Origin of the sequence: Pseudovibrio ascidiaceicola (genome assembly GCF_900114245.1) — a bacterium.
GTDB lineage: Bacteria > Pseudomonadota > Alphaproteobacteria > Rhizobiales > Stappiaceae > Pseudovibrio > Pseudovibrio ascidiaceicola.
This window is the reverse complement of sequence record NZ_FOSK01000010.1, coordinates 187,561-210,115: the sequence shown is the minus strand read 5'-3', so window position 1 is coordinate 210,115 and position 22,555 is coordinate 187,561. Positions and strand designations below refer to the sequence as shown.

General features: G+C 52.1%; 19 protein-coding genes and 1 tRNA gene. 18 read left to right on the top strand and 2 right to left on the bottom strand.

The window, feature by feature from the left end:
- Positions 1 to 11 precede the first annotated feature (11 nt).
- Genes speA through speB form a run of 4 tightly spaced genes read left to right on the top strand, consistent with a single transcriptional unit; the run spans position 12 to position 5,184 of the window.
- Complete coding sequence (gene speA, locus BM231_RS19070; RefSeq protein WP_093521836.1) at positions 12 to 1,901, top strand: biosynthetic arginine decarboxylase; 1,890 nt, start codon at positions 12 to 14, stop codon at positions 1,899 to 1,901.
- A gap of 21 nt (positions 1,902 to 1,922) precedes the next feature.
- On the top strand, positions 1,923 to 3,134 hold the full coding sequence (locus BM231_RS19065; protein WP_093521834.1) for a saccharopine dehydrogenase family protein: 1,212 nt from the start codon (positions 1,923 to 1,925) through the stop codon (positions 3,132 to 3,134).
- Positions 3,106 to 4,314 (top strand): carboxynorspermidine decarboxylase, encoded by a 1,209-nt coding sequence (nspC, locus tag BM231_RS19060; RefSeq protein ID WP_208860495.1) that lies wholly within the window; start codon positions 3,106 to 3,108, stop codon positions 4,312 to 4,314. The genes BM231_RS19065 and nspC overlap by 29 nt, the downstream gene beginning before the upstream one ends.
- Positions 4,315 to 4,323: 9 nt before the next feature.
- On the top strand, positions 4,324 to 5,184 hold the full coding sequence (gene speB / locus BM231_RS19055) for an agmatinase (protein WP_093521830.1): 861 nt from the start codon (positions 4,324 to 4,326) through the stop codon (positions 5,182 to 5,184).
- 86 nt (positions 5,185 to 5,270) lie between these two features.
- Here the strand turns inward: speB and BM231_RS19050 are convergent, their stop codons facing one another.
- Entirely contained in the window at positions 5,271 to 5,600 is a 330-nt protein-coding gene (locus tag BM231_RS19050) for a hypothetical protein (RefSeq protein ID WP_093521828.1), read from the bottom strand.
- Positions 5,601 to 5,857: 257 nt separating this feature from the next.
- Positions 5,858 to 5,947, bottom strand: a tRNA-Ser gene (locus BM231_RS19045).
- Between the two features lie 306 nt (positions 5,948 to 6,253).
- Between BM231_RS19045 and BM231_RS19040 the strand changes: the two genes are divergently transcribed.
- The 14 genes from BM231_RS19040 (at position 6,254) to BM231_RS18975 (ending at position 22,547) form a co-directional block, all read left to right on the top strand.
- Positions 6,254 to 7,402 (top strand): septal ring lytic transglycosylase RlpA family protein, encoded by a 1,149-nt coding sequence (locus BM231_RS19040; protein WP_093521826.1) that lies wholly within the window; start codon positions 6,254 to 6,256, stop codon positions 7,400 to 7,402.
- 211 nt (positions 7,403 to 7,613) lie between these two features.
- Entirely contained in the window at positions 7,614 to 8,729 is a 1,116-nt protein-coding gene (locus BM231_RS19035; protein WP_093521824.1) for a D-alanyl-D-alanine carboxypeptidase family protein, read from the top strand.
- Positions 8,730 to 8,783: 54 nt separating this feature from the next.
- Entirely contained in the window at positions 8,784 to 9,449 is a 666-nt protein-coding gene (tmk, locus tag BM231_RS19030; RefSeq protein WP_093521822.1) for a dTMP kinase, read from the top strand.
- Positions 9,450 to 9,469: 20 nt separating this feature from the next.
- Positions 9,470 to 10,531, top strand: a complete 1,062-nt coding sequence (locus tag BM231_RS19025) for a DNA polymerase III subunit delta' (protein WP_093521820.1) — start codon at positions 9,470 to 9,472, stop codon at positions 10,529 to 10,531.
- 74 nt (positions 10,532 to 10,605) lie between these two features.
- Positions 10,606 to 12,159: a methionine--tRNA ligase gene (gene metG / locus BM231_RS19020; protein WP_093521818.1), complete on the top strand. Its 1,554-nt coding sequence runs from the start codon at positions 10,606 to 10,608 to the stop codon at positions 12,157 to 12,159.
- Positions 12,160 to 12,304: 145 nt separating this feature from the next.
- A complete protein-coding gene (locus BM231_RS19015; protein WP_093521816.1) occupies positions 12,305 to 13,087 on the top strand; it encodes a TatD family hydrolase in 783 nt (260 codons plus the stop codon).
- A 49-nt stretch (positions 13,088 to 13,136) separates the two neighbouring features.
- On the top strand, positions 13,137 to 13,955 hold the full coding sequence (locus tag BM231_RS19010; protein ID WP_093521814.1) for an MBL fold metallo-hydrolase: 819 nt from the start codon (positions 13,137 to 13,139) through the stop codon (positions 13,953 to 13,955).
- A 294-nt stretch (positions 13,956 to 14,249) separates the two neighbouring features.
- Positions 14,250 to 16,547 carry a bifunctional salicylyl-CoA 5-hydroxylase/oxidoreductase gene (locus BM231_RS19005; RefSeq protein ID WP_093521812.1) on the top strand — a complete coding sequence of 766 codons (2,298 nt, stop codon included), beginning with the start codon at positions 14,250 to 14,252 and terminating at the stop codon, positions 16,545 to 16,547.
- Positions 16,548 to 16,558: 11 nt separating this feature from the next.
- Entirely contained in the window at positions 16,559 to 17,311 is a 753-nt protein-coding gene (locus BM231_RS19000; protein WP_093521810.1) for an SDR family NAD(P)-dependent oxidoreductase, read from the top strand.
- Positions 17,308 to 17,790, top strand: coding sequence for a MarR family winged helix-turn-helix transcriptional regulator (locus tag BM231_RS18995; RefSeq protein WP_063297048.1), 483 nt, complete (start codon positions 17,308 to 17,310; stop codon positions 17,788 to 17,790). The genes BM231_RS19000 and BM231_RS18995 overlap by 4 nt, the downstream gene beginning before the upstream one ends.
- Positions 17,790 to 18,611 (top strand): enoyl-CoA hydratase family protein, encoded by an 822-nt coding sequence (locus BM231_RS18990; RefSeq protein ID WP_244527192.1) that lies wholly within the window; start codon positions 17,790 to 17,792, stop codon positions 18,609 to 18,611. The genes BM231_RS18995 and BM231_RS18990 overlap by 1 nt, the downstream gene beginning before the upstream one ends.
- On the top strand, positions 18,612 to 19,823 hold the full coding sequence (locus tag BM231_RS18985; RefSeq protein ID WP_093521808.1) for an acyl-CoA dehydrogenase family protein: 1,212 nt from the start codon (positions 18,612 to 18,614) through the stop codon (positions 19,821 to 19,823). It begins immediately after the preceding gene.
- Positions 19,765 to 21,411, top strand: coding sequence for an AMP-binding protein (locus tag BM231_RS18980; RefSeq protein WP_208860494.1), 1,647 nt, complete (start codon positions 19,765 to 19,767; stop codon positions 21,409 to 21,411). Before BM231_RS18985 ends, BM231_RS18980 begins: the two co-directional genes overlap by 59 nt.
- Complete coding sequence (locus tag BM231_RS18975; protein ID WP_093521806.1) at positions 21,408 to 22,547, top strand: ABC transporter substrate-binding protein; 1,140 nt, start codon at positions 21,408 to 21,410, stop codon at positions 22,545 to 22,547. The genes BM231_RS18980 and BM231_RS18975 overlap by 4 nt, the downstream gene beginning before the upstream one ends.
- Positions 22,548 to 22,555: the final 8 nt, after the last annotated feature.

The window sequence follows — 22,555 nt, the reverse complement described above, 5'->3', positions numbered from 1 at the left end:
GGGATAAATGGTTGCCAAATAATCAAGGTACCGCCCATGCTGTTTACGGTATGGGGCGCTGGGGTAAAGATCTTCTCTCTGTGCTGCCAAACGGCGATATTGCACTTAGTAATCCTTTGATGCCGGACGCTCCCAAGGTGAGTCTGCCGGAGATCGTTCACGACCTTGAACAACGTGGTATCCATTCTCCGCTCTTACTTCGCGTAAGTTCGTTTCTGCAAAACGAAATCGCTCACATCAATAACTCCATGACAGATGCGATCAAACGCGTCGGTTATAAAGGCAAGTATCGCGGTGTTTTCCCGATCAAGGTCAATCAGCAGGCGCAAGTCGTTGATCGTATCGTTGAGTTTGGCCGTCCTTACTCCTACGGTCTGGAAGCCGGTTCCAAGCCCGAGCTTGTCATTGCCCTTGCGCACCGCTTGCCAAAAGACGCTCTCATTGTTTGTAACGGCGTAAAAGACGAAGAGTTCATTCGCCTCGCAATTCTTTCTCGCAAATTGGGCTTCAACACCATCATCGTGCTTGAAAGCCCAAAAGAACTCGATACCGTCATTAGCGTGGTCGAAGAGCTCGGCGAAGAGCCTCTACTTGGTGTGCGAGTAAAGCTTACCAATCAGATTGGCGGCAAGTGGGAAGAAAGCTCAGGTGATCGGTCCACATTTGGCATGAACACCGATCAGCTGGTCGCGGTCATCGATAAGCTGCGCGATGCGAAACTGATACATTGCTTGAAGCTACAGCACTCCCATCTTGGCTCACAGGTACCAGACGTCAACGATGTCCGCCGCGCTGTAGGTGAAGCCTGCCGCTATTTTGTTGAGCTGACGAGGGAAGGGGCCGAACTAACCCATCTAGATCTGGGAGGCGGCCTTGGTGTTGACTACACCGGTGAGAAAAAGGCGATTGAGAACTCAACCAACTACTCGGTCGAAGAATACTGCTCCAATGTGGTCGAAACTGTCGCCTATGCGATGGATGAGGCGGAACTCACCCACCCCACATTGATCACCGAAAGTGGCCGTGCAGTAGTGGCCACATCCTCAATGCTGCTCTTCAACGTGCTCGAAGCAACTCTGTTTGATGCACCAACCGCACCAAAGCCTGAAGAAGATGACCACCACATGGTCTCAGATCTTGCAGCTGTGGAAGGTTACCTCAATGCAGAGCGGCTTCAGGAATGTTTGAACGACGCTTCATTCTACCGCAATGAATTGCGCGCACTTTTTCGGCGTGGATATATTGATTTGCGTCAGATGGGCCGTTCTGAGCGCATTTATCTGCACCTCATGTCCAAGATTAAGGAACTGGCCCCACCACGAGGTGTTGCGCCTGAGATCGACGAACAGCTGGAGAAAGTGGCAGATATCTACCATTGTAACTTCTCTCTCTTCCAGTCGCTGCCAGACGTCTGGGCAATTGACCAACTCCATCCAATTGTCCCGCTACAACGCCTGAACGAAGCACCAGACCGACGCGCCGTTCTTTCTGACATCACCTGTGACAGCGACGGCAAAGTCGACAAGTTCATTCTGGCAGATGGCATCTCACCATCACTACCAGTGCACACTCTGGAAGAAGGCAAGCCATATTATCTTGGCGTTTTCTTTGTAGGGGCCTATCAAGAGACTCTGGGTGACCTGCACAATCTATTTGGCGACACCAATGTCGCAACAATTGACCTGAGAGCTGACGGTGGATTTGATCTACTTCAGGAAGTTGAGGGCGATACGATTTCACAGGTTCTCTCCTATGTGGAGTATGATCCGCGCGACTGCGTAGATGCCTTCCGCAAACTCATTGATGAGGCGGTTTCCGCCGGCACACTAAAGAACGCAGATCGACGCACGTTGGTTGCCGCTTACCGCGACAGCATCAACGGCTACACCTATTACGAATAATCCAAGGACCGGGGAATAGACATGAGTAAGACTCTGGTAATCGGCGCAGGCGGTGTTTCCTCCGCAGCCGTACACAAGATGGCAATGAATTCGGACATCTTCTCCGAAGTTACGCTCGCATCTCGCCGCAAGTTCAAGTGCGATGACATTGCAAAAAGCGTGAAGGAAAAGACTGGCGTTACCATCAAGACCGCTGAAGTTGACGCGATGGACGTCGCCGCTGTTGTCGCACTCATCAAAGAGAGTGGCGCGGAGCTGCTGGTGAACCTGGCGCTGCCTTATCAGGACCTGAAGCTGATGGATGCATGCCTCGAAGCAGGCATCAACTATCTGGACACCGCCAACTACGAGCCAGAAGACGAAGCAAAGTTCGAATATCACTGGCAGTGGGCGTATCAGGAACGCTTCAAAAAAGCTGGGCTGACAGCTATCCTCGGTTCTGGTTTTGATCCAGGGGTTACTTCTGTCTTCGCAACATGGCTTAAAAAGCACAAGCTCGAGACCATCCGTCAGATCGACGTTCTTGATTGTAATGGCGGCGACAACGGCAAGGCATTTGCAACCAACTTCAACCCGGAAATCAACATCCGTGAGGTAACGGCAGATGCGCGCCATTGGGAAAAAGGCGACTGGATCAGCTCACCTGCAATGACCCACAAAGTTGCTTTCGACTTCCCAGGCGTTGGCGAGAAAAACATGTACCTCATGTACCATGAGGAACTGGAAAGCATGAAAACGCACTTCACCGAAATTGAACGTGCGCGTTTCTGGATGACGTTCGGCGATGCATACATCAACCACGTACGCGTGCTTGAAGGTATCGGCATGACCTCTATCGAGCCGGTTATGCATGAAGGCAAGGAAATCATCCCGCTGCAGTTCTTGAAGTCCGTTCTGCCAGATCCGAGCGATCTGGGCGAGCTGACCAAAGGCAAGACCTGCATTGGTGACATTGCAACGGGTCAGGCAAAAGACGGCTCTGGCGAAAAAACCTATTACATCTACAACATCTGTGATCACGAAGAGTGCTATGCAGAAGTAGGTTCTCAAGCTGTTTCCTACACCACCGGTGTGCCTGCGATGATTGGTGCCGCCCAAATCCTGAAAGGGAACTGGAATGAGCCGGGCGTGTGGAACATGGAACAGCTGGACCCAGACAACTTCATGGACATGTTGAATGAGCACGGCCTGCCTTGGCAGGTTCATGAGCTCGACGGTCCGGTTCAGTTCTAAGCTCATGGCAGAAATGATGCAGACACAGGCTGGTGATGCGGGGGCCTTCAAAGAGTTTGATCTCTCCCGTGTGCCAAGTCCCTGTTTTGTCGTTGATGAGGTTGCGGTTCGCCGCAACCTCTCTGTACTTAAGGACGTAGCAGACCGCTCAGGCGCTCATGTCCTCGCTGCACTGAAGGCTTTTTCCATGTTCGCGCTAGCGCCAGTGGTGCGCGAATATTTGGATGGTACCTGTGCATCGGGGCTTTATGAAGCACGCCTTGCCCGGCAGGAATACGGCGGAGAAGTTGCAACGTTCTGCGCTGGATATAAAGCAAGCGAGATTGATGAGATCATTGGCTATACCGACCACATGATCTTCAACTCACCAGCTCAAAAAGATCGCTTCCTTCCAAACATCCGCGCTGCTGAGCAAAATGTAGACGTAGGCCTGCGTATCAATCCAGAGCACTCTGAAGGAGAGGTCGAGAAGTATGACCCATGCGCCCCATGCTCTCGTCTGGGTTTCCCAATCTCGCAGTTAAATGCAGAAGTAATGAAGGGCGTTGACGGCATTCATATGCACACATTGTGTGAGCAGGAATTCGAACCGCTCCAGCGCACGTGGGAAGCGATAAAAGACAAGCTTGAACCATATTTCTCACAACTGAAATGGATCAACTTCGGCGGCGGCCACCACATCACCCGTGAAGACTACAACCGCGAAGCGCTGATTGCCTTCATCAAGGATGTGCGGGCAACAACAGGGCTGGAAGTCTATCTGGAACCGGGCGAAGCCGTTGCACTGGATGCTGGCATTCTGGTGGGTGAAGTGCTGGATCTGCCCCAAAACACCATGAAACTGGCGATTGTCGACATTTCCGCAACCTGCCACATGCCGGATGTGATCGAAGCTCCCTATCGCCCGGCCATGCTGAACGAAGTGGAGGAGGGGCACACATACCGCCTTGGCGGCCCTTCTTGCCTCGCAGGCGACGTGATCGGCGATTACACACGGGCAGAGCCGCTGAGTGTTGGTGATCGCTTCGCATTCCTTGATCAGGCTCACTACTCCATGGTGAAAACCAACACCTTCAATGGTGTCCCTCTGCCAGCAATCGCGCTCTGGAACTCTGAAAGCGATGATCTTAAAATCATTCGCGAGTTCTCTTACAGCGACTTCCTGAACCGTCTTTCCTAAAGGTACGAAATGTCTGTTTTTCTTGACAGTGAGCTGACTGAAGCAGAACGCAAAGCAGAAGACGCTCTCTTCACAATTATTCCGGTCCCACTGGAACGCACCGTCTCATACGGCTCAGGTACACTAAAAGGCCCGCAAGCCATTATTGAGGCAAGCAATGAGCTGGAGCGCGGCTGTAATGGCGTTGAGCCATGCGCTTCCGGCATTGCAACGCAAAGCCCAGTCGACTGCGACGGACCTCTGCCAGAAGTTATGGAACGCCTCGCTCAACGTACAGAAGACGCGGTTAAAACAGGCAAAATTCCAGTCACTCTGGGGGGTGAGCATTCTTTGTCCTACGGCGCAGTCTCAGGCGTGGCCCGTGCTCTCGGCAAGCCAGTAGGCATTGTGCAAATTGATGCGCACGCAGATCTTCGCATCGCTTATCAGGGCGAAAAGCATTCCCATGCTTCTGTCATGAACCTCCTAGTAGAAGAGGGGAACTCTCTGGCTCAGTTCGGCGTTCGCGCGCTTTGCCAGCAGGAGATGGACAGCCGCAAAGACAACAGAGTATTTTTTGTCGACGCAGAAGAACTGGTCACCAAAGGGCTGCACACTGTTGACCTGCCAGAGGACTTTCCTGAGCACATCTACATCTCCTTTGACGTAGATGGCCTCGATCCCTCTCAGATGCCAGCAACAGGGACCCCAGTACCGGGAGGCCTTGGGTATTACCAGTCATTGCACCTGGTAGAGCATGCACTAAAAGGCCGCAAATGCGTTGGTCTCGACGTGGTTGAACTGGCGCCAGATGGAAATGCCGCATGGGATTTCACGGCAGCTCAGATCACCTATCGTCTGATGACTGCGGCAATGATCTCGCAAGACTAAAAGTTTGGTATTTTCAACAAACACAAAGAGCTGCAATCGCACGATTGCAGCTCTTTTTTATTGCAGGCAAGCAAGACGCCTCTAGCTCACCTCACCACAAGACCCAGCTCTTTCGCTCGCTCACTCAATTGGATGCACACAACTCCGCTTGCGTCTTCCTCTGCATCTTCCAGTGTGTGTTGCACTTCTCCTGCCAGACGAATGCTTTCCTGAACCAGCACAATATAATGAGGAGTCGCTTTGAGCTTGTTGTCTCGAATATAGTCCAACGTCCGCTCATGATTGATGCCAATATCGCAAAAGTTATCCATCGTATCGACCAGGAAGATCTCTTTGATCATTTCCTCAGCCGTCTGTGCAGCAACAGGCAACACAAATAAGGAGGTTAAAGCACCAGCTAAGCTCAATCGCTTCATGATAAAAATCCCCGCGGATAAAATGACAGTCTGGCGTCACCATATTCACCTGTCCATTAGGTAGATCTCGCTAAGGCATTCTTTGATTGCTACGAGCTAAACACTTCCAACCGCTCGTTTATTGATGGCCAGTATAGAGAGTTTGATTGGGGGGGCAGCGGGAAACTAGCTGAACCGGGAGCGTGCCTTCAGAAGTAAGACAACAAAAAACCCACCATAAAGGTGGGCTCTTTTGCTTTATCTATCATAAAGATAGATGGCGGAGAGGGTGGGATTCGAACCCACGAGACGCTTCCACGCCCGCTGGTTTTCAAGACCAGTGCATTCAACCACTCTGCCACCTCTCCGGCTGTGTGGTGTGGGCTCTATTTGGTTCATGCGACCTCCAAAGTCAAGCCAGCGAAAAACTTGTTCCACAGCATGAATTTAATTTTTTCACAGCGGAATCAAACAGCCCCGCCAAAACCGCCAATTCCCCTAAGGAAGTTAACCTTGCCAAAAATCTCTCTTTCTTGTGGAGACATTTTGATCGGATTCAGTTAAGGTTTATCGGCTATCTTTTTAATATTGGTTCAGTTTGTAGTGAGCTCGGGTGTTTTTGCTCAAGCAGACTGAAATCCGTCAGTGCCGAACATGTAGTGAGTAACAACGGTATGACTTCTTTACTGAATTGGGGCTATTCGGTGAAAGCACCAGCTCCCGAAACGATCAAACGTGTAGCGACCAGCATATCTGTAGTTGCCTTGTGCGCAGGCATTGCAGCCTGTGGTGGCGGCACAGACAAAGTGAAGTTCAGTGAAAAGAAATATGGCGTAGCTGCAAGTCCTCGTGTGGTGAAGGGCACCAAGCCAGTTCCCAAAGGGGGCGGACGCGCTGTTGTCGGCAAACCGTATAAAGTGGCTGGCAAGTGGTACTATCCCAAACGCGACGATAACTACAAGAAAACCGGCAAGGCATCATGGTATGGTCCAACCTTCCATGGTCGCAAAACAGCAAATGGCGAAATCTTTGATCGCAATGCGCTGACAGCAGCGCATCCAACAATGCCTCTGCCGAGCTATGCTAAGGTGACAAACCTGCAAAATGGCCGTTCCATGATTGTGCGCGTGAATGACCGTGGACCATTCCACGATAATCGCGTGATTGATCTGTCTGAGCGCGTTGCAGGAATGTTGGGCACCAAATCCAGCGGCGTTGCAAAGGTTCGTGTTGAATACGTCAGCCGCGCACCTCTTCATGGACAGGATGAGAAGAAGCTACTGGCCTCTTATTCTGGCAATGGCGGAAACTGGAACGGCGGCAACTCTGCACCTCGGACCATGTTTGCCTTTGCAAATCCTGTGAAACGCATTTCCGGCCCGGCTCCAATGCCAAAAAGCAGGCCATACGACACTCCAATTTATGCGGCGCAAAATGTGTTGGCGTTCAATTCCAGCCAGCTCGATCCTGCTGTGGTCTACGAACGTAACTTGAGCACGACACAAGTCGCGTCCGTATCCAGCTTCAAGAACCGCATCAACAGCGCTCTTGCGACAAACGCAAACCCAAATGCGCCTAAACCTGCGATTGCTGTACAGCCAGTTTCAACATCCTTTGGCAGCTCAATCCTTCCACCACCAAGTTCAGATGTTTATAAAACACCAACAAGTGACAGTGCACCAGCATTCCAGAGCGGAAACGCAGTTTCCTCTTACTCGTCACAGCAAAGGCTCAACAGTGCACATGAGGCATTTAAGTCGTTTTCAGGTGGAACTGGGTTGAAGAACTTACTGCTGCAATCTCGTACTGGTCAAAAACACTAAGTCATTTAGTTTTAAACGGCTTTACCCAGTCTGCTGACCTGCGTTAGTGTTTGTTTTAGGGGATGGGGCGTAGCATAGCCTCTCTAAAAACATTCAGGGAGACACAGGCGTGCAGGTTGGGTGGCAGAAGTGCAAACAGCATAAATCTCTAAGCAACTTTAAGCGCTGGCTATCTCCGGGTTGCTGGAGATTTTCAGCGATAGTAGCAACGGTGCTCTGCGCACTACTCGCATCTCCAGCAGCTCATGCAGTTGAGATAAAAGCCAAAGCAGCCACTCTTTATGACTTCTCCAACAAGTCACTAATCTTCTCAAAAAACTCTCAGGTTCTGCTTGCCCCGGCAAATCTCACCAAACTAATGACCGCCGTAACGGTGCAGCAGGCACTGCATGCCGGTGACATCACCCCGCAAACCACCTTCAAGGTCAGCGAACATGCCTGGCGGACAGGCGGCGCACCCGCCCGCGTCACCACCATGTTCGCCCGCCTGAACTCCTCTGTTCCCGTGAATGACCTGATGTACGGTCTTATCGTTCAGAGCGCCAACGATGCTGCTATCATTCTGGCAGAGGGGCTCGCAGGCAGTGAAGCCAATTTTGCGCGGGAGATGAACAAGCTTGCCAAGTCCATTGGCATGGAAAATTCCAATTTTACCAATCCGACGGGTTTTCCTGACGAGAACCACAAAACCACACTGGAAGACCTGACAATCTTGGCGGCGTATGTTCTGGAACATGAGCCTGAACTGCATTCTGTGTTTTCCATGGATCGCTTTACCTGGAACAAAATCACTCAGCGCAACAAGAACCCGCTTATTCGGGATATCGAAGGTCTTGATGGGTTTGGAGCCGGCTTCTCTGAGAGAGAAGGCTTTGCGGCGCTTGGTACGCTCGACAGTAACGGTCGCCGCTATGTGGCCGCTATTGCAGCATCCCCGACGATGCAGGATCGCGTTCAGGACATGAAAACTCTGCTGTTGCCAACATTCTCCGGTCTTAAACTCGAACAGTTTTACCGCAAAGGCGATCTTGTCAGCGACGCACAAGTGTATGGCGGCAAGAGAACAACAGTCTCGTTAAAGACAAATGATGCCGTCGCAACGCTTATCAATCCCAACGAAAAAGACAAATACCAACTGCGCGTTGTTTACAACGGACCTATTCCCGCACCGATTAAAGAGGGAATGGAAGTTGGAGAACTGCAGGTTCTTTCCAAAAATGACGTGATTTATCGGGCAACACTGGTTACAGGAGAGGATGTAGCCATGGGAGACCTGCAAGGCCGTGCTTGGGACGCGCTAGGTGAGTTCTTCTACCAGTTGTTCTAGAGAACCGGATTTCAGATCTACTGACTTCCGAAGGTCTTGGAGGCCTGTTCGACGTTGCCGGGTATTTTTATCAGTTTTGAGGGTGGCGAGGGCGCCGGTAAGTCTACTCAAATTCAGCGCTTACGCGACAAGCTCGCGTCCAAAGGCATTGAAGCGATCACCACACGTGAACCGGGCGGCTCTCAAGGCGCAGAACTCATTCGCGAAGTTCTGCTGTCCGGTGCTGCAAAAGGTTATGGCGTAACAGCTGAGGCAGTCCTTTTTGCAGCTGCCCGCGCAGACCATATCGATACGCTGATCAAGCCAGCACTAGACGATGACAAATGGGTCCTATGCGACCGATTTGCCGATTCATCCCGCGTTTATCAGGGCGAATCTGGCGTGCCTCCGCAAACAGTCGAAGCCTTGCAACAGGTCGCAATCGCAGGCCATAATCCCGATATGACCTTACTGATCAACGTGACACCTGAAGTCGGTTTGGCTCGGGTCTCAAAACGCACAGCTCCCGTCGAGTTTGACGGTCCGGATCGCTTTGAAACAGATACCTTGGAAACACACCGTCGCAGACAAGAAATGTTTCTGGATATGGCCCGTAATGAGCCAGACCGCATTGTTGTGATTGATGGTGATCAGTCTCAGGACAAAGTGACTGAAGATATCTGGCAGGCCGTCCAAAGCCGCTTTGAAGAGCAGATCAAACAAGATACGGCACGTCCGTAGGCAATCAGGGAAAAGAGAGTATGGCGAAAGCTCCCATAATCGAAGAAGTCCCTGAGTTCGACGAGGTCGAAGGCCTTCCGCTGCCGCGCGAGCAATCCCGCCTTTACGGCCACGAACTAGCAGAAACCGAATTGCTTGATGCTTACAGATCACAGCGATTTCATCATGCATGGATCCTCGGCGGCCCCAAAGGCATCGGCAAAGCCACTCTGGCGTTTCGTTTCGCACGCTTCATACTAGAGCACCCGGACCGCTTCTCTACACCTGTGATGGCTGCAAACAGCCTGTACGTACCGCCAGAAAGCCATAGCTCTCAAATGATTGCCGCAGGTTCTCATGCAGACCTTCTGCATCTGCGCCGTCCATGGGACTTGAAAGGAAAGCGTTTCAAGCGCGACCTTCCTGTTGATGAAGTGCGCAAGACCACAGGCTTCTTTGGATCAACGGCAGCAGGTGGAAACTGGCGCATCTGTCTTGTTGATTCCGCTGATGACATGAACCAGTCAGCAGCTAACGCTCTGCTTAAGATTCTCGAGGAACCACCAAAGCAATCGCTCTTTATCCTGCTTTCACACAATCCCGGACGTCTTTTACCAACAATACGCTCCAGATGCCGCAAGCTATCCATGCGCAAACTGGAAGAGCAGACTATTGAGCAAGCGCTGACTGAAATGGGCTGCGCTCTATCAGGCAACACGCAGGCTCTTCACACGCTGGCAGATGGCAGTTTGCGTCAGGCTGCATTGGCAGCAAACGGCGGAGCACTGCAAATTGCACAGGAGTTTACGGGCCTTGTCGAAACCGTCACCAATCTGGATATGATCCGCGCACATAGCTTTGCGGATAAAGTTTCGGGGCGCGGCGCAGAAGACGCATGGAACACATTTTTGGAGCTGACCCGCACATTCTTGAGCAATCAACTGCGTAAAGATGCAAGCACAAAGCCGGATGCGCTTGTCAGGTGGGCTGACTTGTGGGAAAAGGTGGGCCGCGCTGCCTCAACAGCAGATGCTTTAAACCTCGATCGCAAGCAAGTTGTATTGTCTTTTCTCGCTGACCTGCGGAAAGCAAGCACGAGCTGACCTACGTCTTTTTGGGCCACAAACCCAAAGAATTTTCCAGATTTAGATCCCGGATCAAAAGATCGCTTTAGGATATGACAGAAAAATCGCCTTTCTATATTACAACAGCAATTTCCTACCCAAATGGTGAGCCGCATATCGGCCATGCCTACGAGGCAATTGCAACTGACGTGCTGGCCCGCTTCCAGAAACTGGATGGCCGAGAAGTACATTTCCTGACAGGTACCGATGTACATGGTCAGAAGATGCTTCAGACCGCCGTCAAGGAAGGCATGTCACCTTCAGATCTTGCTGATAAGAACTCCAAGCTCTTCCGCGAAATGGTGGAAATGCTGGGCTGTTCTAATGACGACTTCATTCAGACCAACGAAGAGCGTCACTATAAATCCTGTCAGGCAATCTGGCAGAAAATGGCTGATTCTGGCGACATCTACAAAGACAGTTACGCCGGTTGGTACTCCGTACGTGACGAAGCCTACTATCAGGAAGGCGAAACCGAAGTTCGCGAAGACGGCGTTCGTTACGGCCCTCAGGGCACACCTGTCGAATGGGTCCAAGAAGAAAGTTACTTCTTCCGTCTCTCAGCTTACGAAGACAAGCTGATCGAGCTCTACGAGAAGAACCCGGATTTCGTAGGTCCAAATGCGCGCCGCAACGAAGTCATGAGCTTTGTCAAAGGCGGTCTGAAGGACCTGTCCATCTCCCGCACCACCTTTGACTGGGGCATCCCGGTGCCAGGTGACGAGAAGCACGTCATGTATGTGTGGGTCGATGCGCTGACCAACTACCTTACTGCGCTTGGTTACCCGGATTTGGACGGCGAAATGGCCAAGTTCTGGCCTGCTAACGCTCATATCATCGGCAAGGACATCATTCGCTTCCACGCAGTCTACTGGCCAGCATTCCTCATGTCTGCAGGCGTACCTCTGCCAGAGCGTGTGTTTGCTCACGGTTTCCTGTTCAACTCTGGTGAGAAGATGTCCAAGTCTCTGGGCAACGTCATCGCACCACGCGATCTGGTAGAAACCTACGGCCTCGACCAAATTCGCTACTTCTTCCTGCGTGAAGTTCCATTCGGTCAGGATGGCAACTACAACCACGAAGCAATGGTGAACCGCATCAACGCAGACCTTGCCAATGACATTGGCAACCTTGCACAACGTTCGCTCTCCATGATCTTCAAGAACTGCGAGGGTAAACTGCCAGTCCCGGGCGAGTTCTCTGATGAAGACAAGGCAATCTTGCAGCAAGCTGATGAGATGCTCGAAAAATGCCGTGGTTTCATGGCTAAGCAAGAAATCCACCATGCATTGGCATGTATCTGGTCTACTGTTGGGGAAGCAAACCGCTACTTTGCCTCTCAGGAACCTTGGGCACTGAAGAAGACAGACCCCGAGCGCATGGCCACCGTCCTTTACACCACCGCTGAGATCATCCGTCAGGTTGGCATTCTCGCACAGCCAGTCATGCCGGGCTCCGCAGCCAAACTGCTGGACCTGTTGGTGCTGAACGAAGACGAACGCTCATTCGCACTATTGGGTGAAGCTGGTCGTCTGCAAGGTGGTCGTGATTTACCGAAGCCACAGGGTGTGTTCCCACGCTATGTTGAGCCGGAAACAGCGGAATAAAACGCCAATTTATGTAGCTTTAAGGGGAGGCGCATATGCCTCCCTTTTTTATGAGGTAAATACGCTGGTATTTACCACTGAGATAAAACAAGAGGTCTACAGGACCTATTGACAGAATCGCGCTGGAGGCGCTTTTGCTGTGACCATGTTAGTTGATAGTCATTGTCATCTGGACTTTCCGGATTTTGCAGAAGAACGCGACCAGATCATCGAGCGCGCCCACGAAGCTGGCGTCAAGCTGATGGTCACCATCTGCACACGTGTCCGCAAGTTCGAGCAGATCAAAGAGATAGCTGAAGCCTACGACAGCGTTTACTGCTCTGTTGGAACCCACCCACATCAGGCCGGAGAAGAAACCGACGTCACCACTGAAGAATTGGTGGAGCTTGCAAAGCACCCCAAAGTCGTCGCAATCGGAGAAGCTGGTCTGGATTACTTCTACGACAACGCATCTCCAGAAGATCAGGAAAAGGTGCTGCGCACCCATATTGCTGCAGCACGAGAAACCCAGCTGCCGCTGGTGATTCATAGCCGCGATGCCGATGAAGATATGATGCGCATCCTGGAAGAAGAAATGAAAGCTGGCAGCTTCCCAGCGCTGCTTCATTGCTTCTCCTCTGGCAAGGAGCTGGCAATGAAAGGACTGGAGCTTGGTCTTTACGTCTCCTTCTCCGGCATTTTGACTTTTAAGCGCTCCACCGAACTGCGCGAGATCGCAGCAGAACTTCCGATGGATCGCCTTCTTGTTGAAACAGATGCTCCGTATCTTGCGCCCCAGCCATGGCGTGGCAAGCGTAACGAACCAGCTTATGTAGCGCACACCAACAAGGTTTTGGCTGAAGCACTGGGTGTTTCTGAAGAGGAAATGGCCGAAGCCACGACACAAAATTTTCTGCGCCTGTTTTCCAAAGTGCCACATCCGGCTTAATTGGCTAAACTCATGCGGCTTGTACTGCCATTGTATTTTGAGAGGACCGATGACCAGCAATTTTAAGGTCACTATTCTGGGCTGCGGCTCATCTACCGGCGTACCAAGGATTGGTGGTGATTGGGGCGAATGTGACCCCAATGAGCCCAAAAACCGCCGCCGTCGATGTGCTTTGCTGGTTCAGCGGTTCTCTGAAAAAGGCACGACAACGATAATTGTCGATACCGGGCCGGATTTGCGTGAGCAGATGCTGGCAGCTGGCGTCACACAAGTGGACGCAGTGCTCTATACCCACGCCCACGCAGACCACTTGCATGGTATTGATGACCTGCGCTTTTTCGCACTCATGCAGCGTGCCAAAGTGCCGGTCTACATGGATGACTTCACATCAAAGCGCGTCCGCTCTGCCTTTGATTACTGCTTTGTTACCCCACCAGGTTCCGGTTATCCGCCCATCCTGAGCGAGAATCGCCTGACGGATGGAGTACCTGTCACCATAGACGGAGCAGGGGGCCCAATCACTGCGCTACCATTTCTCGTTCATCACGGCGACATTGATGCACTTGGTTTCCGCTTTCAGGATCTGGCATACACACCTGACGTCAACGATATCCCGGACAGCAGCTTTCATGCATTGAAAGGGTTGGATACATGGATTGTAGATGCACTGCGTCAGAAGCCACATCAAAGCCACTTCTGCGTCAACGATGCATTGGAGTGGATTGAGAGGATGAAGCCTGCCAAGAGTATCCTCACCAACCTGCATTGCGATCTGGATTATGGACGCTTGCAGACAGAGCTTCCAGAAGGTGTTTCACCCGCCTTCGATGGTCAGGAAATTGAATTTCCAGCACATGCGACGGTCTGAGGCCGTCGCATTTTTTATGATACCTACACAGAATCATTGCTTGCCAGAACTCCGCATTTCGTGCTGATATAGATATATCAACGACATTTGCGTGATAAATATATTTTCCTACCCGTATTGCTCTGCTCACCACAAATCAAAAATAAATTCATAAAATACAGCATGTTAAACTGAAAACCGGCAGCGTTTCACATATTTTATGCTTAGATATTTTATATTTGAAATAATTTAAAAAACCTGTCACGCTTATCTCAAGTTGGAATTAGGCAGTTGCAGCCTAAGGGGGAGAGAGCAATGAAAGTCGCATGTCTTGGAGGCGGCCCGGCAGGTCTTTATTTCGCAATCAGCATGAAGCTACGAGATCCTCAACATGAGGTCACAGTCATCGAGCGAAATAAGTTTGATGACACCTTCGGTTGGGGTGTTGTTCTCTCCGATGAAACGCTGGACAACTTCAAGGTCAACGACGAAAAAAGCGCTGAAGCCATCCGCGCGCACTTTGCTTATTGGGATGATATCGCGGTTCACTACCGAGATACCTGCCACGTCTCCAGCGGTCATGGCTTCTGCGGTATTGGCCGCAAGCAGCTACTTCTGCTCCTTCAGGACCGGGCTAAAGAGCTTGGCGTAAACATGGAATTCGAGCGCAACTACACAAGCGCAAAAGAGTTCATGGGTGATTACGACCTCGTTGTTGCAGCAGATGGTCTGAACTCCACCAGCCGCACAGAGTTTGCCGAGTACTTCAAGCCAGACATCGACACCCGCAAATGCAAGTTTGTCTGGCTCGGCACCCACCAGAAATTCGACGATGCTTTCACCTTCATTTTTGAAGAGACAGAACACGGTTGGATCTGGGCGCACGCCTACCAGTTCGATGATGACACCGCGACTTTCATTGTAGAGTGTACAGAAGAGACCTATGAGGCGTTCGGCTTTGCAGATATGAGCCAGGCTGAATCGTGTCGGACTTGCGAGAGGATCTTCGAAAAGCATCTTGGCGGCAATGAGTTGATGACCAACGCAAACCACGTCCGTGGCTCTGCTTGGATCAATTTCCCGCGTGTGCTCTGCGATAAGTGGTCCCATGAAAACCTTGTCCTCATGGGCGATGCCGCAGCAACCGCACATTTTTCCATCGGTTCGGGCTCCAAGCTTGCCATGGAAAGCGCCATCGCACTGGCAGACTACTTGCACAGCGAAAACTCTATTCAAGACGCCTTCCAAAAATACGAGGATGAGCGCCGTCTGGAAGTTCTAAAGCTTCAATCTGCAGCTCGTAACTCCCTCGAATGGTTCGAAAATGTCGAACGTTACCTGCATCTGGACCCAGTCCAGTTCAACTACTCGCTTCTGACGCGCTCACAGCGAATCTCTCATGAAAACCTTCGTGAACGCGATGCAGAATGGTTAGGCACAGCAGAAGGCTGGTTCCAAAATCAGGCAGGAGTATCAGACACCGATAACGCTCCGCGCCCACCAATGTTCGCACCGTTCAAACTGCGAGAAATGGACCTGATCAACCGCGTGGTTGTCTCTCCAATGGCGCAGTACAAGGCAGAAAACGGGATGACCACGGACTGGCATCTTGCTCACTATGGCGAACGCGCCAAAGGCGGTGCAGGCATGGTTGTTGTTGAGATGACGTGCGTCAGCGCTGATGGTCGCATCACACCAGGTTGCCCGGGCCTATACGCATCTGAACACCAAACCGCTTGGAAACGTATCACCAACTTCGTACACGAACACAGCAATGCAAAGATCTGCTGTCAGCTTGGCCATGCCGGTCCAAAAGGCTCGACGCAGCTTGGTTGGGAAGAGATGGACGCACCGCTGAAAGACGGCAATTGGCCACTTCTCGCAGCTTCTCCAATTGCCTGGTCTGAGCAAAATCAGACGCCAAAGCAGATGGACCGTGCGGACATGGACCGCGTGAAAGAAGAGTTTGTGAACGCGGCGAAGATGGCAGATGCATCTGGTTTCGACATGATCGAAGTCCACTGCGCTCACGGATACTTGCTGTCCTCCTTCATTTCACCACTCACCAACCAACGTGAGGATGAATACGGCGGATCACTGGAAAACCGCATGAGATACCCGCTGGAAGTCATCAAGGCGGTGCGTGAGGCATGGCCAAAGGATAAGCCGATGTCCGTACGGATCTCAGCAACGGACTGGGTCGAGGACGAAGGCCTCACACCAGATGAGGCTGTAGAAATCGCCCGCATGCTGGATGCTGCTAACGTTGATATCTGTGACGTTTCCGCAGGTCAGACCAGTACTCGGGCTCAGCCAGTCTATGGCCGCATGTTCCAGGTGCCGTTTTCTGATCGCATCCGCAATGACGCTGGCATGAAAACCATGGCGGTCGGCAACATCTACGAACCAGACCACGTAAACTCCATTTTGATGGCTGGTCGCGCAGATCTTGTCTGCTTGGCACGTCCGCATCTGTCAGATCCGTACTGGACGCTGCACGCAGCTGCTGATCTTGGCGACAAAGGGGTTTACTGGCCAGAACCTTATCACCCAGGTCGCGACCAGCTGTATCGTCTCGCTGAACGAGCTGAGACCATGAAAGTTCGGGTGTAAGGAAAAGCGGTTTGAAAAAGCATGCAATCATAACGGGTGGCGGGACCGGAGTTGGGGCCGAAATAGCCCGCCACCTCGCTGAGCTTGGAGTGAATGTAACCGTCGCCGGGCGGCGGCAGGAGCCTCTGGACTTGGTGGCAAGTGCCAGCAGCCGTATTCGCGCAGTCACTGCAGACGTTACCGATGAAGGTTCAATAGCTCAGATGTTTGAAAAAGCATCAGAAGCAAACGGACCGGTCAACATCGTGATTGCCAATGCAGGGGCAGCAGAATCCGCTCCCTTTAGCAAGATCGACAAGAATGATTTTCAGCGCATGCTCGACATTAACCTGACTGGAACCTTCCTGACCTTCCAAAAAGGACTGGAAGCTCTGAAAGGGCAGGAGTACGGACGTATGATCGCCATTGCTTCCACGGCAGGCCTGCGCGGGTATTCCTATGTCTCCCACTATGCTGCAGCCAAACACGGTGTCATTGGCATAGTTCGTTCGCTCGCGCTGGAACTTGCCAGCAAGCCATTTACGGTCAATGCTGTGTGTCCTGGATTCACAGAGACCCCAATGTTGCAACGCTCGATCGAAAACATAATGCAAAAAACCGGAATGAACGAAGAGCAGGCACGAGTTGCTCTTTACAAGGACAACCCACAGCAACGCTTCATCCAACCGGACGAAGTTGCTGCAACAGTGGCATGGCTCATCGGAGATGGTGCGCGCTCGGTGACTGGGCAAGCTATCTCCGTATCAGGAGGCGAGACCCAATGACAGCCTCACAGGAAATGCTCAAAGCTGACAAGACAACCGACGACAAGTCCCGCGTTCGCCTCTGGTTGAGGCTGCTCCGCGCCTCTCGTGCGATCGAAGGCGAACTGCGAGAGCGGCTACGGACAACCTACAACGTGACGCTGCCACGTTTTGACGTCATGGCAGCACTTTACCGGGAGCCAGAGGGCATGCTCATGTCCCAGCTCTCAAAATACCTGATGGTATCCAACGGCAACGTCACCGGCCTCATAGATCGCCTGACCACGGACGGACTGGTTCAGCGCACATTGAGAGACGGAGACCGGAGAACCTCTGTGGTTTTGCTGACCAAAGAAGGCCGCGAGAACTTTGAGCAGATGGCAGCAAGTCACCGCGAGTGGATCAATGAGCTGCTCTCTCACTTTTCTCCTGATGAGGCAGAGAGTCTTGCTGAAACCCTGAAGGTATTTGCAAGCGATTGGGAGGGGGAGGCCCGATAATGCTGACAACTTACAAAATGGCGAATTTGCAGCCAAAGCATTTCCTCTGGCGCATGGAAGGCGATGTCGCAGTCATCCAATTGGACCGCCCGGACCGCAAAAACCCGCTGACCTTTGAAAGCTATGCTGAGCTGCGTGATACATTCCGCGATCTCGTATATGCAGATGACGTCAATGCCGTTGTGATTGCGTCTAACGAAGGCAACTATTGTTCAGGTGGAGATGTTCATGACATCATCGGTCCACTTGTCGCCATGGACATGAAAGACCTGCTGAAGTTCACGCGCATGACAGGCGATCTGGTGAAAGCCATGATCAACTGCACCAAGCCTATCATTTCAGCTGTCGACGGCATCAGCGTTGGCGCTGGGGCAATCATGGCCATGGCATCAGATCTGCGCATCGGCACGCCACAAGCAAAGACAGCATTCCTGTTTACCCGTGTAGGGCTCGCAGGCTGCGATATGGGCGCCTGCGCAATTCTTCCGCGTATTATTGGGCAGGGACGTGCTGCAGAACTGCTTTACACAGGCCGGTCCATGAGCGCAGAAGAGGGTTACACTTGGGGCTATTTCAACTCCATGTCCACCACAGAAGCACTTGAGGCCGATGCCATTCGCATGGCACAGCGCATCACTGCAGGACCAAACTTCGCGCATGGCATCACCAAGACCCAGCTCAACCAAGAATGGAACATGGGTCTGGATCAGGCAATTGAAGCCGAAGCACAGGCGCAAGCCATCTGCATGCAGACCAAAGATTTTGAGACCGCCTACAAAGCTTTTGTTGCAAAAGAAAAACCGGTCTTTGAGGGGGCATAAATGGCTGACACCACCTTCCTCACATGGCCATTCTTTGAAGAAAAACACCGAGAGCTGGCCGAAGCAGTTGAGAACTGGTGCTGCGAGAACCTTCCAGCAGACCACTCAGACACAGACGCAGCCTGTATCAAGCTCGTCAATGATCTTGGTACCGCTGGTTTCCTGAAGCTCACTGCCGTTGATCCGGCAGATCCCAAACCTCTGGATGTTCGTAGCCTTTGCATTATGCGCGAAACACTGGCCCGTCACGACGGTCTGGGAGACTTCGCCTTCGCCATGCAGGGTCTGGGAACAGGCGCCATCAGCCTGTTCGGCACGCCAGAACAGCAGCTGTGGCTCAATAAAACCAGAGCAGGCCAGACGCTTTCTGCGTTTGCGCTGACAGAACCAGACTCCGGCTCTGATGTTGCAAACATTGAACTTTCCGCCATCCGCGACGGCGATGAATATGTGCTCAATGGCGAAAAGACCTGGATATCCAACGGTGGCATTGCTGGCCTTTACGTTGTCTTCGCAAGGACGGGCGAAGCACCGGGTGCCAAAGGCATCAGTGCCTTCATCGTACCGGCGGATACTCCAGGCTTAAGCGTTGAGGAACGCCTGGATGTGATGGCACCTCATCCTCTGGCACGGTTGGGATTCAAACAACTGCGAATTCCAGCTGCAAACCGCATTGGGGGAGCTGGAGAGGGCTTCAAAATCTCAATGTCAGTTCTGGATGTCTTCCGCTGTACTGTTGGCGCTGCTGCTTTAGGCTTTGCCCGCCGCGCCTTGGAAGAAGCCGTAGCCCGCGCAACAACCCGCAAACTGGGAGATGGCGTGCTGGCCGATATGCAGATGGTGCAGGGCCATCTGGCAGAAATGGCAATCGACATTGATGCCTCTGCACTCCTGATCTACCGCGCTGCATGGACGAAAGACATGGGGGCAGCACGGGTATCCCGTGAAGCGGCCATGGCAAAGCAGTTTGCAACCGATCAGGCTCAACAAATTATTGATAAGGCAGTGCAAATCCACGGGGGCGAAGGCGTCCGTTCAGGCAATACTGTCGAAAAACTTTACCGTGAGATCAGAGCTCTTCGCATTTACGAAGGGGCATCCGATGTTCAAAAAATAATAGTAGCAAGGCAATTGCTTTCTCAGGAGGGGAGAAATGCTGGGACCAAGCGCGCACAAGGACACCTTCACAAGGGACAGGCTGCCACCAATTGATCAGCAGCCAGTTTTCCAGCTGGAGGGGTTTGAGTACCCAGACTACATCAACGCCGCAGTAGAATTGACCGACAAGATGGTTGAACGCGGATTTGGTGACAACATTGCTCTCATCGGCAATGGCAGAAAACGCACCTACAAAGAGCTTGCGGACTGGACGAACCGCATCGCTCGTGCCCTGCAGGAGGATTACGGAGTAGAACCGGGCGACCGCATTCTCATCCGCTCCGCCAACAACCCGGCAATGGTCGCCTGCTGGCTGGCTGCTACAAAAGCAGGCGCCGTGGTGGTCAACACCATGCCAATGCTACGTGCTGGCGAGTTAAGCCAGATCGTCGACAAAGCCGAAATCAAATTGGCCATGTGCGATCTACGGCTTATGGAAGAGATGGAGCTTTGCCTTGAGCAAAACGCCTATCTGACCAAAATCGTGAGTTTCGACGGCACGGCCAACTTTGCTGGCGAGATGGATAAGGTCGCACTATCAAAGCCTGTCCAGTTTGACGCTGTCCAAACAGGTCGGGATGATGTGTGCCTGCTGGGTTTCACATCCGGCACCACCGGACAGCCGAAGGCAACCATGCACTTCCACCGCGACCTGCTTATCATCGCAGATGCTTATGCAAAGGAAGTGCTGAATATTCAGCCATCGGACGTGTTTGTTGGCAGCCCACCATTGGCCTTCACATTTGGCCTCGGCGGCTTGGCGATTTTCCCGCTTCGGTTCGGTGCAACTGCAACCCTACTGGAAACGGCAGGACCTAAGCAACTTATTGAGATCATTGAGACTTACAAGGCAACGATCTCATTCACAGCACCAACGGCTTACCGCGCCATGATGGCAGCAATGGAAGAGGGGGCAGATCTGTCCTCACTGCGCATCGCAGTCTCAGCGGGAGAAACATTGCCAGCACCAGTGTTTGAGCAATGGAAAGCAAAAACTGGCATTCCAATGTTGGATGGGATTGGCGCAACGGAAATGTTGCACATCTTTATTTCCAACCATTTGGAAGATGCCATGCCAGCAACCACAGGCCGGGAGATCAAAGGATACTCGGCAAAAGTGGTTGATGAGAACATGCAGGAGGTTCCACGCGGCACAGTTGGCAAACTTGCCGTAAGAGGACCAACCGGTTGCCGGTATATGCAAGATGACCGACAGCAGAAATATGTACGCGACGGCTGGAATTTGACAGGTGATGCCTTTTATCAGGATGAAAAAGGCTATTTCCACTTCGCAGCCCGCGCAGACGACATGATCATCACGTCCGGCTACAACGTTGCCGGGCCAGAGGTCGAGGCTGCTCTGCTAAGCAGTCCAGAAGTGTCCGAGTGTGCTGTTATAGGCGTGCCTGATGAGGACCGGGGACAGATTGTAGAAGCACATGTGGTGTTGGTGGAGGACCACCCACAAGATGCAGACGTAATCAAACGTCTTCAGGACTATGTAAAATCTACTATAGCGCCCTATAAATACCCTCGTTCACTTAAACTGGTAGATTCGCTACCAAAAACCGCGACTGGTAAAATTCAAAGATTCCGTCTGAAGGAACAGCTGGTCGAGGATAAATCAGGGGAACTTATATGAAAAAACTCGTTTCAGCCGGAGTAGCCGCCCTTCTGTGTTGTACAGCTGGCGTGGCGCAAGCCGAAGTTAAAATTGGCATGATCACCACCTTGTCAGGCGGTGGCTCCACACTCGGTATCGACGTCCGCGATGGCTTTGAGCTCGCACTCAAACAAGCAGGCGCATCCGATGTTAAACTGCTGGTAGAAGACGACGCCCGCAAACCGGACGTTGCCAAGAAACTGGCAGACAAGTTCATTCAGAAAGACAAAGTAGATATCCTGACAGGTATCATCTGGTCCAACCTGGCAATGGCTGTGGTTCCAGCTGCCACCCGCAAAGGCACGCTCTATATCAGCCCGAATGCAGGCCCATCTGCGCTGGCTGGTAAAGCTTGCCATGAAAACTACTTCAATGTGGCATGGCAGAACGACAACCTCCATGAAGCGATGGGATCTCACGCCAATAAAGCTGACTACAAGAAGACCTTTATTCTGGCACCAAACTACCCAGCTGGCACCGACGCTCTGAAGGGCTTCAAGCGGATGTACAAGGGTGAGTTGGCAGGTGAACTCTTCACCAAGCTCGGTCAGGATGATTACGCAGCAGAAATCGCACAAATCCGCGCTTCTGGTGCAGATAGCGTGTTCTTCTTCCTGCCAGGTGGCATGGGCATCGCGTTCATGAAGCAGTACGCACAGTCTGGTGTTGATGTGCCAGTCATGGGCCCGGCATTTTCCTTCTCACAGGACATTCTGCCTGCGATTGGCGATGCTGCACTCGGCGTGGCAAACTCCTCACAGTGGGGTAAGGACATTGAGAGCGAAGTAAACGCTAAATTCGTCAAAGGCTTCAAAGAAGCTTATGGCCGCCTGCCTTCACTTTACGCTTCTCAAGGTTACGACGCTGCAAATCTGATCCTTTCTGCAATGGAAAAGGCAGATGTCAGCGACAAAGATGACTTCCGCGCAGCTCTGAAAGAAGCCGACTTCGCTTCTGTGCGCGGTGACTTCAAGTTCGGCAACAACAATCACCCAATTCAGGACATTTACGTTCGCGAAGTGGTGAAAGAAGATGGCCAGATCACCAACAAAATCGTTGGTGTCGCAATCAAAGGCCATCAGGATGCATACGCATCCAAGTGCCGAATGAAGTAAGCCAACAC

Bases quoted from the DNA above. Each gene is read 5' to 3' on its own strand.
- BM231_RS19065 (WP_093521834.1), top strand. From the start codon at position 1,923: ATGAGTAAGACTCTGGTAATCGGCGCAGGCGGTGTTTCCTCCGCAGCC.
- nspC (WP_208860495.1), top strand. From the start codon at position 3,106: ATGAGCTCGACGGTCCGGTTCAGTTCTAAGCTCATGGCAGAAATGATG.
- speB (WP_093521830.1), top strand. From the start codon at position 4,324: ATGTCTGTTTTTCTTGACAGTGAGCTGACTGAAGCAGAACGCAAAGCA.
- BM231_RS19050 (WP_093521828.1), bottom strand. From the start codon at position 5,600: ATGAAGCGATTGAGCTTAGCTGGTGCTTTAACCTCCTTATTTGTGTTG.
- BM231_RS19040 (WP_093521826.1), top strand. From the start codon at position 6,254: ATGACTTCTTTACTGAATTGGGGCTATTCGGTGAAAGCACCAGCTCCC.
- BM231_RS19025 (WP_093521820.1), top strand. From the start codon at position 9,470: ATGGCGAAAGCTCCCATAATCGAAGAAGTCCCTGAGTTCGACGAGGTC.
- metG (WP_093521818.1), top strand. From the start codon at position 10,606: ATGACAGAAAAATCGCCTTTCTATATTACAACAGCAATTTCCTACCCA.
- BM231_RS19015 (WP_093521816.1), top strand. From the start codon at position 12,305: ATGTTAGTTGATAGTCATTGTCATCTGGACTTTCCGGATTTTGCAGAA.
- BM231_RS19010 (WP_093521814.1), top strand. From the start codon at position 13,137: ATGACCAGCAATTTTAAGGTCACTATTCTGGGCTGCGGCTCATCTACC.
- BM231_RS19005 (WP_093521812.1), top strand. From the start codon at position 14,250: ATGAAAGTCGCATGTCTTGGAGGCGGCCCGGCAGGTCTTTATTTCGCA.
- BM231_RS18995 (WP_063297048.1), top strand. From the start codon at position 17,308: ATGACAGCCTCACAGGAAATGCTCAAAGCTGACAAGACAACCGACGAC.
- BM231_RS18990 (WP_244527192.1), top strand. From the start codon at position 17,790: ATGCTGACAACTTACAAAATGGCGAATTTGCAGCCAAAGCATTTCCTC.
- BM231_RS18985 (WP_093521808.1), top strand. From the start codon at position 18,612: ATGGCTGACACCACCTTCCTCACATGGCCATTCTTTGAAGAAAAACAC.
- BM231_RS18980 (WP_208860494.1), top strand. From the start codon at position 19,765: ATGCTGGGACCAAGCGCGCACAAGGACACCTTCACAAGGGACAGGCTG.
- BM231_RS18975 (WP_093521806.1), top strand. From the start codon at position 21,408: ATGAAAAAACTCGTTTCAGCCGGAGTAGCCGCCCTTCTGTGTTGTACA.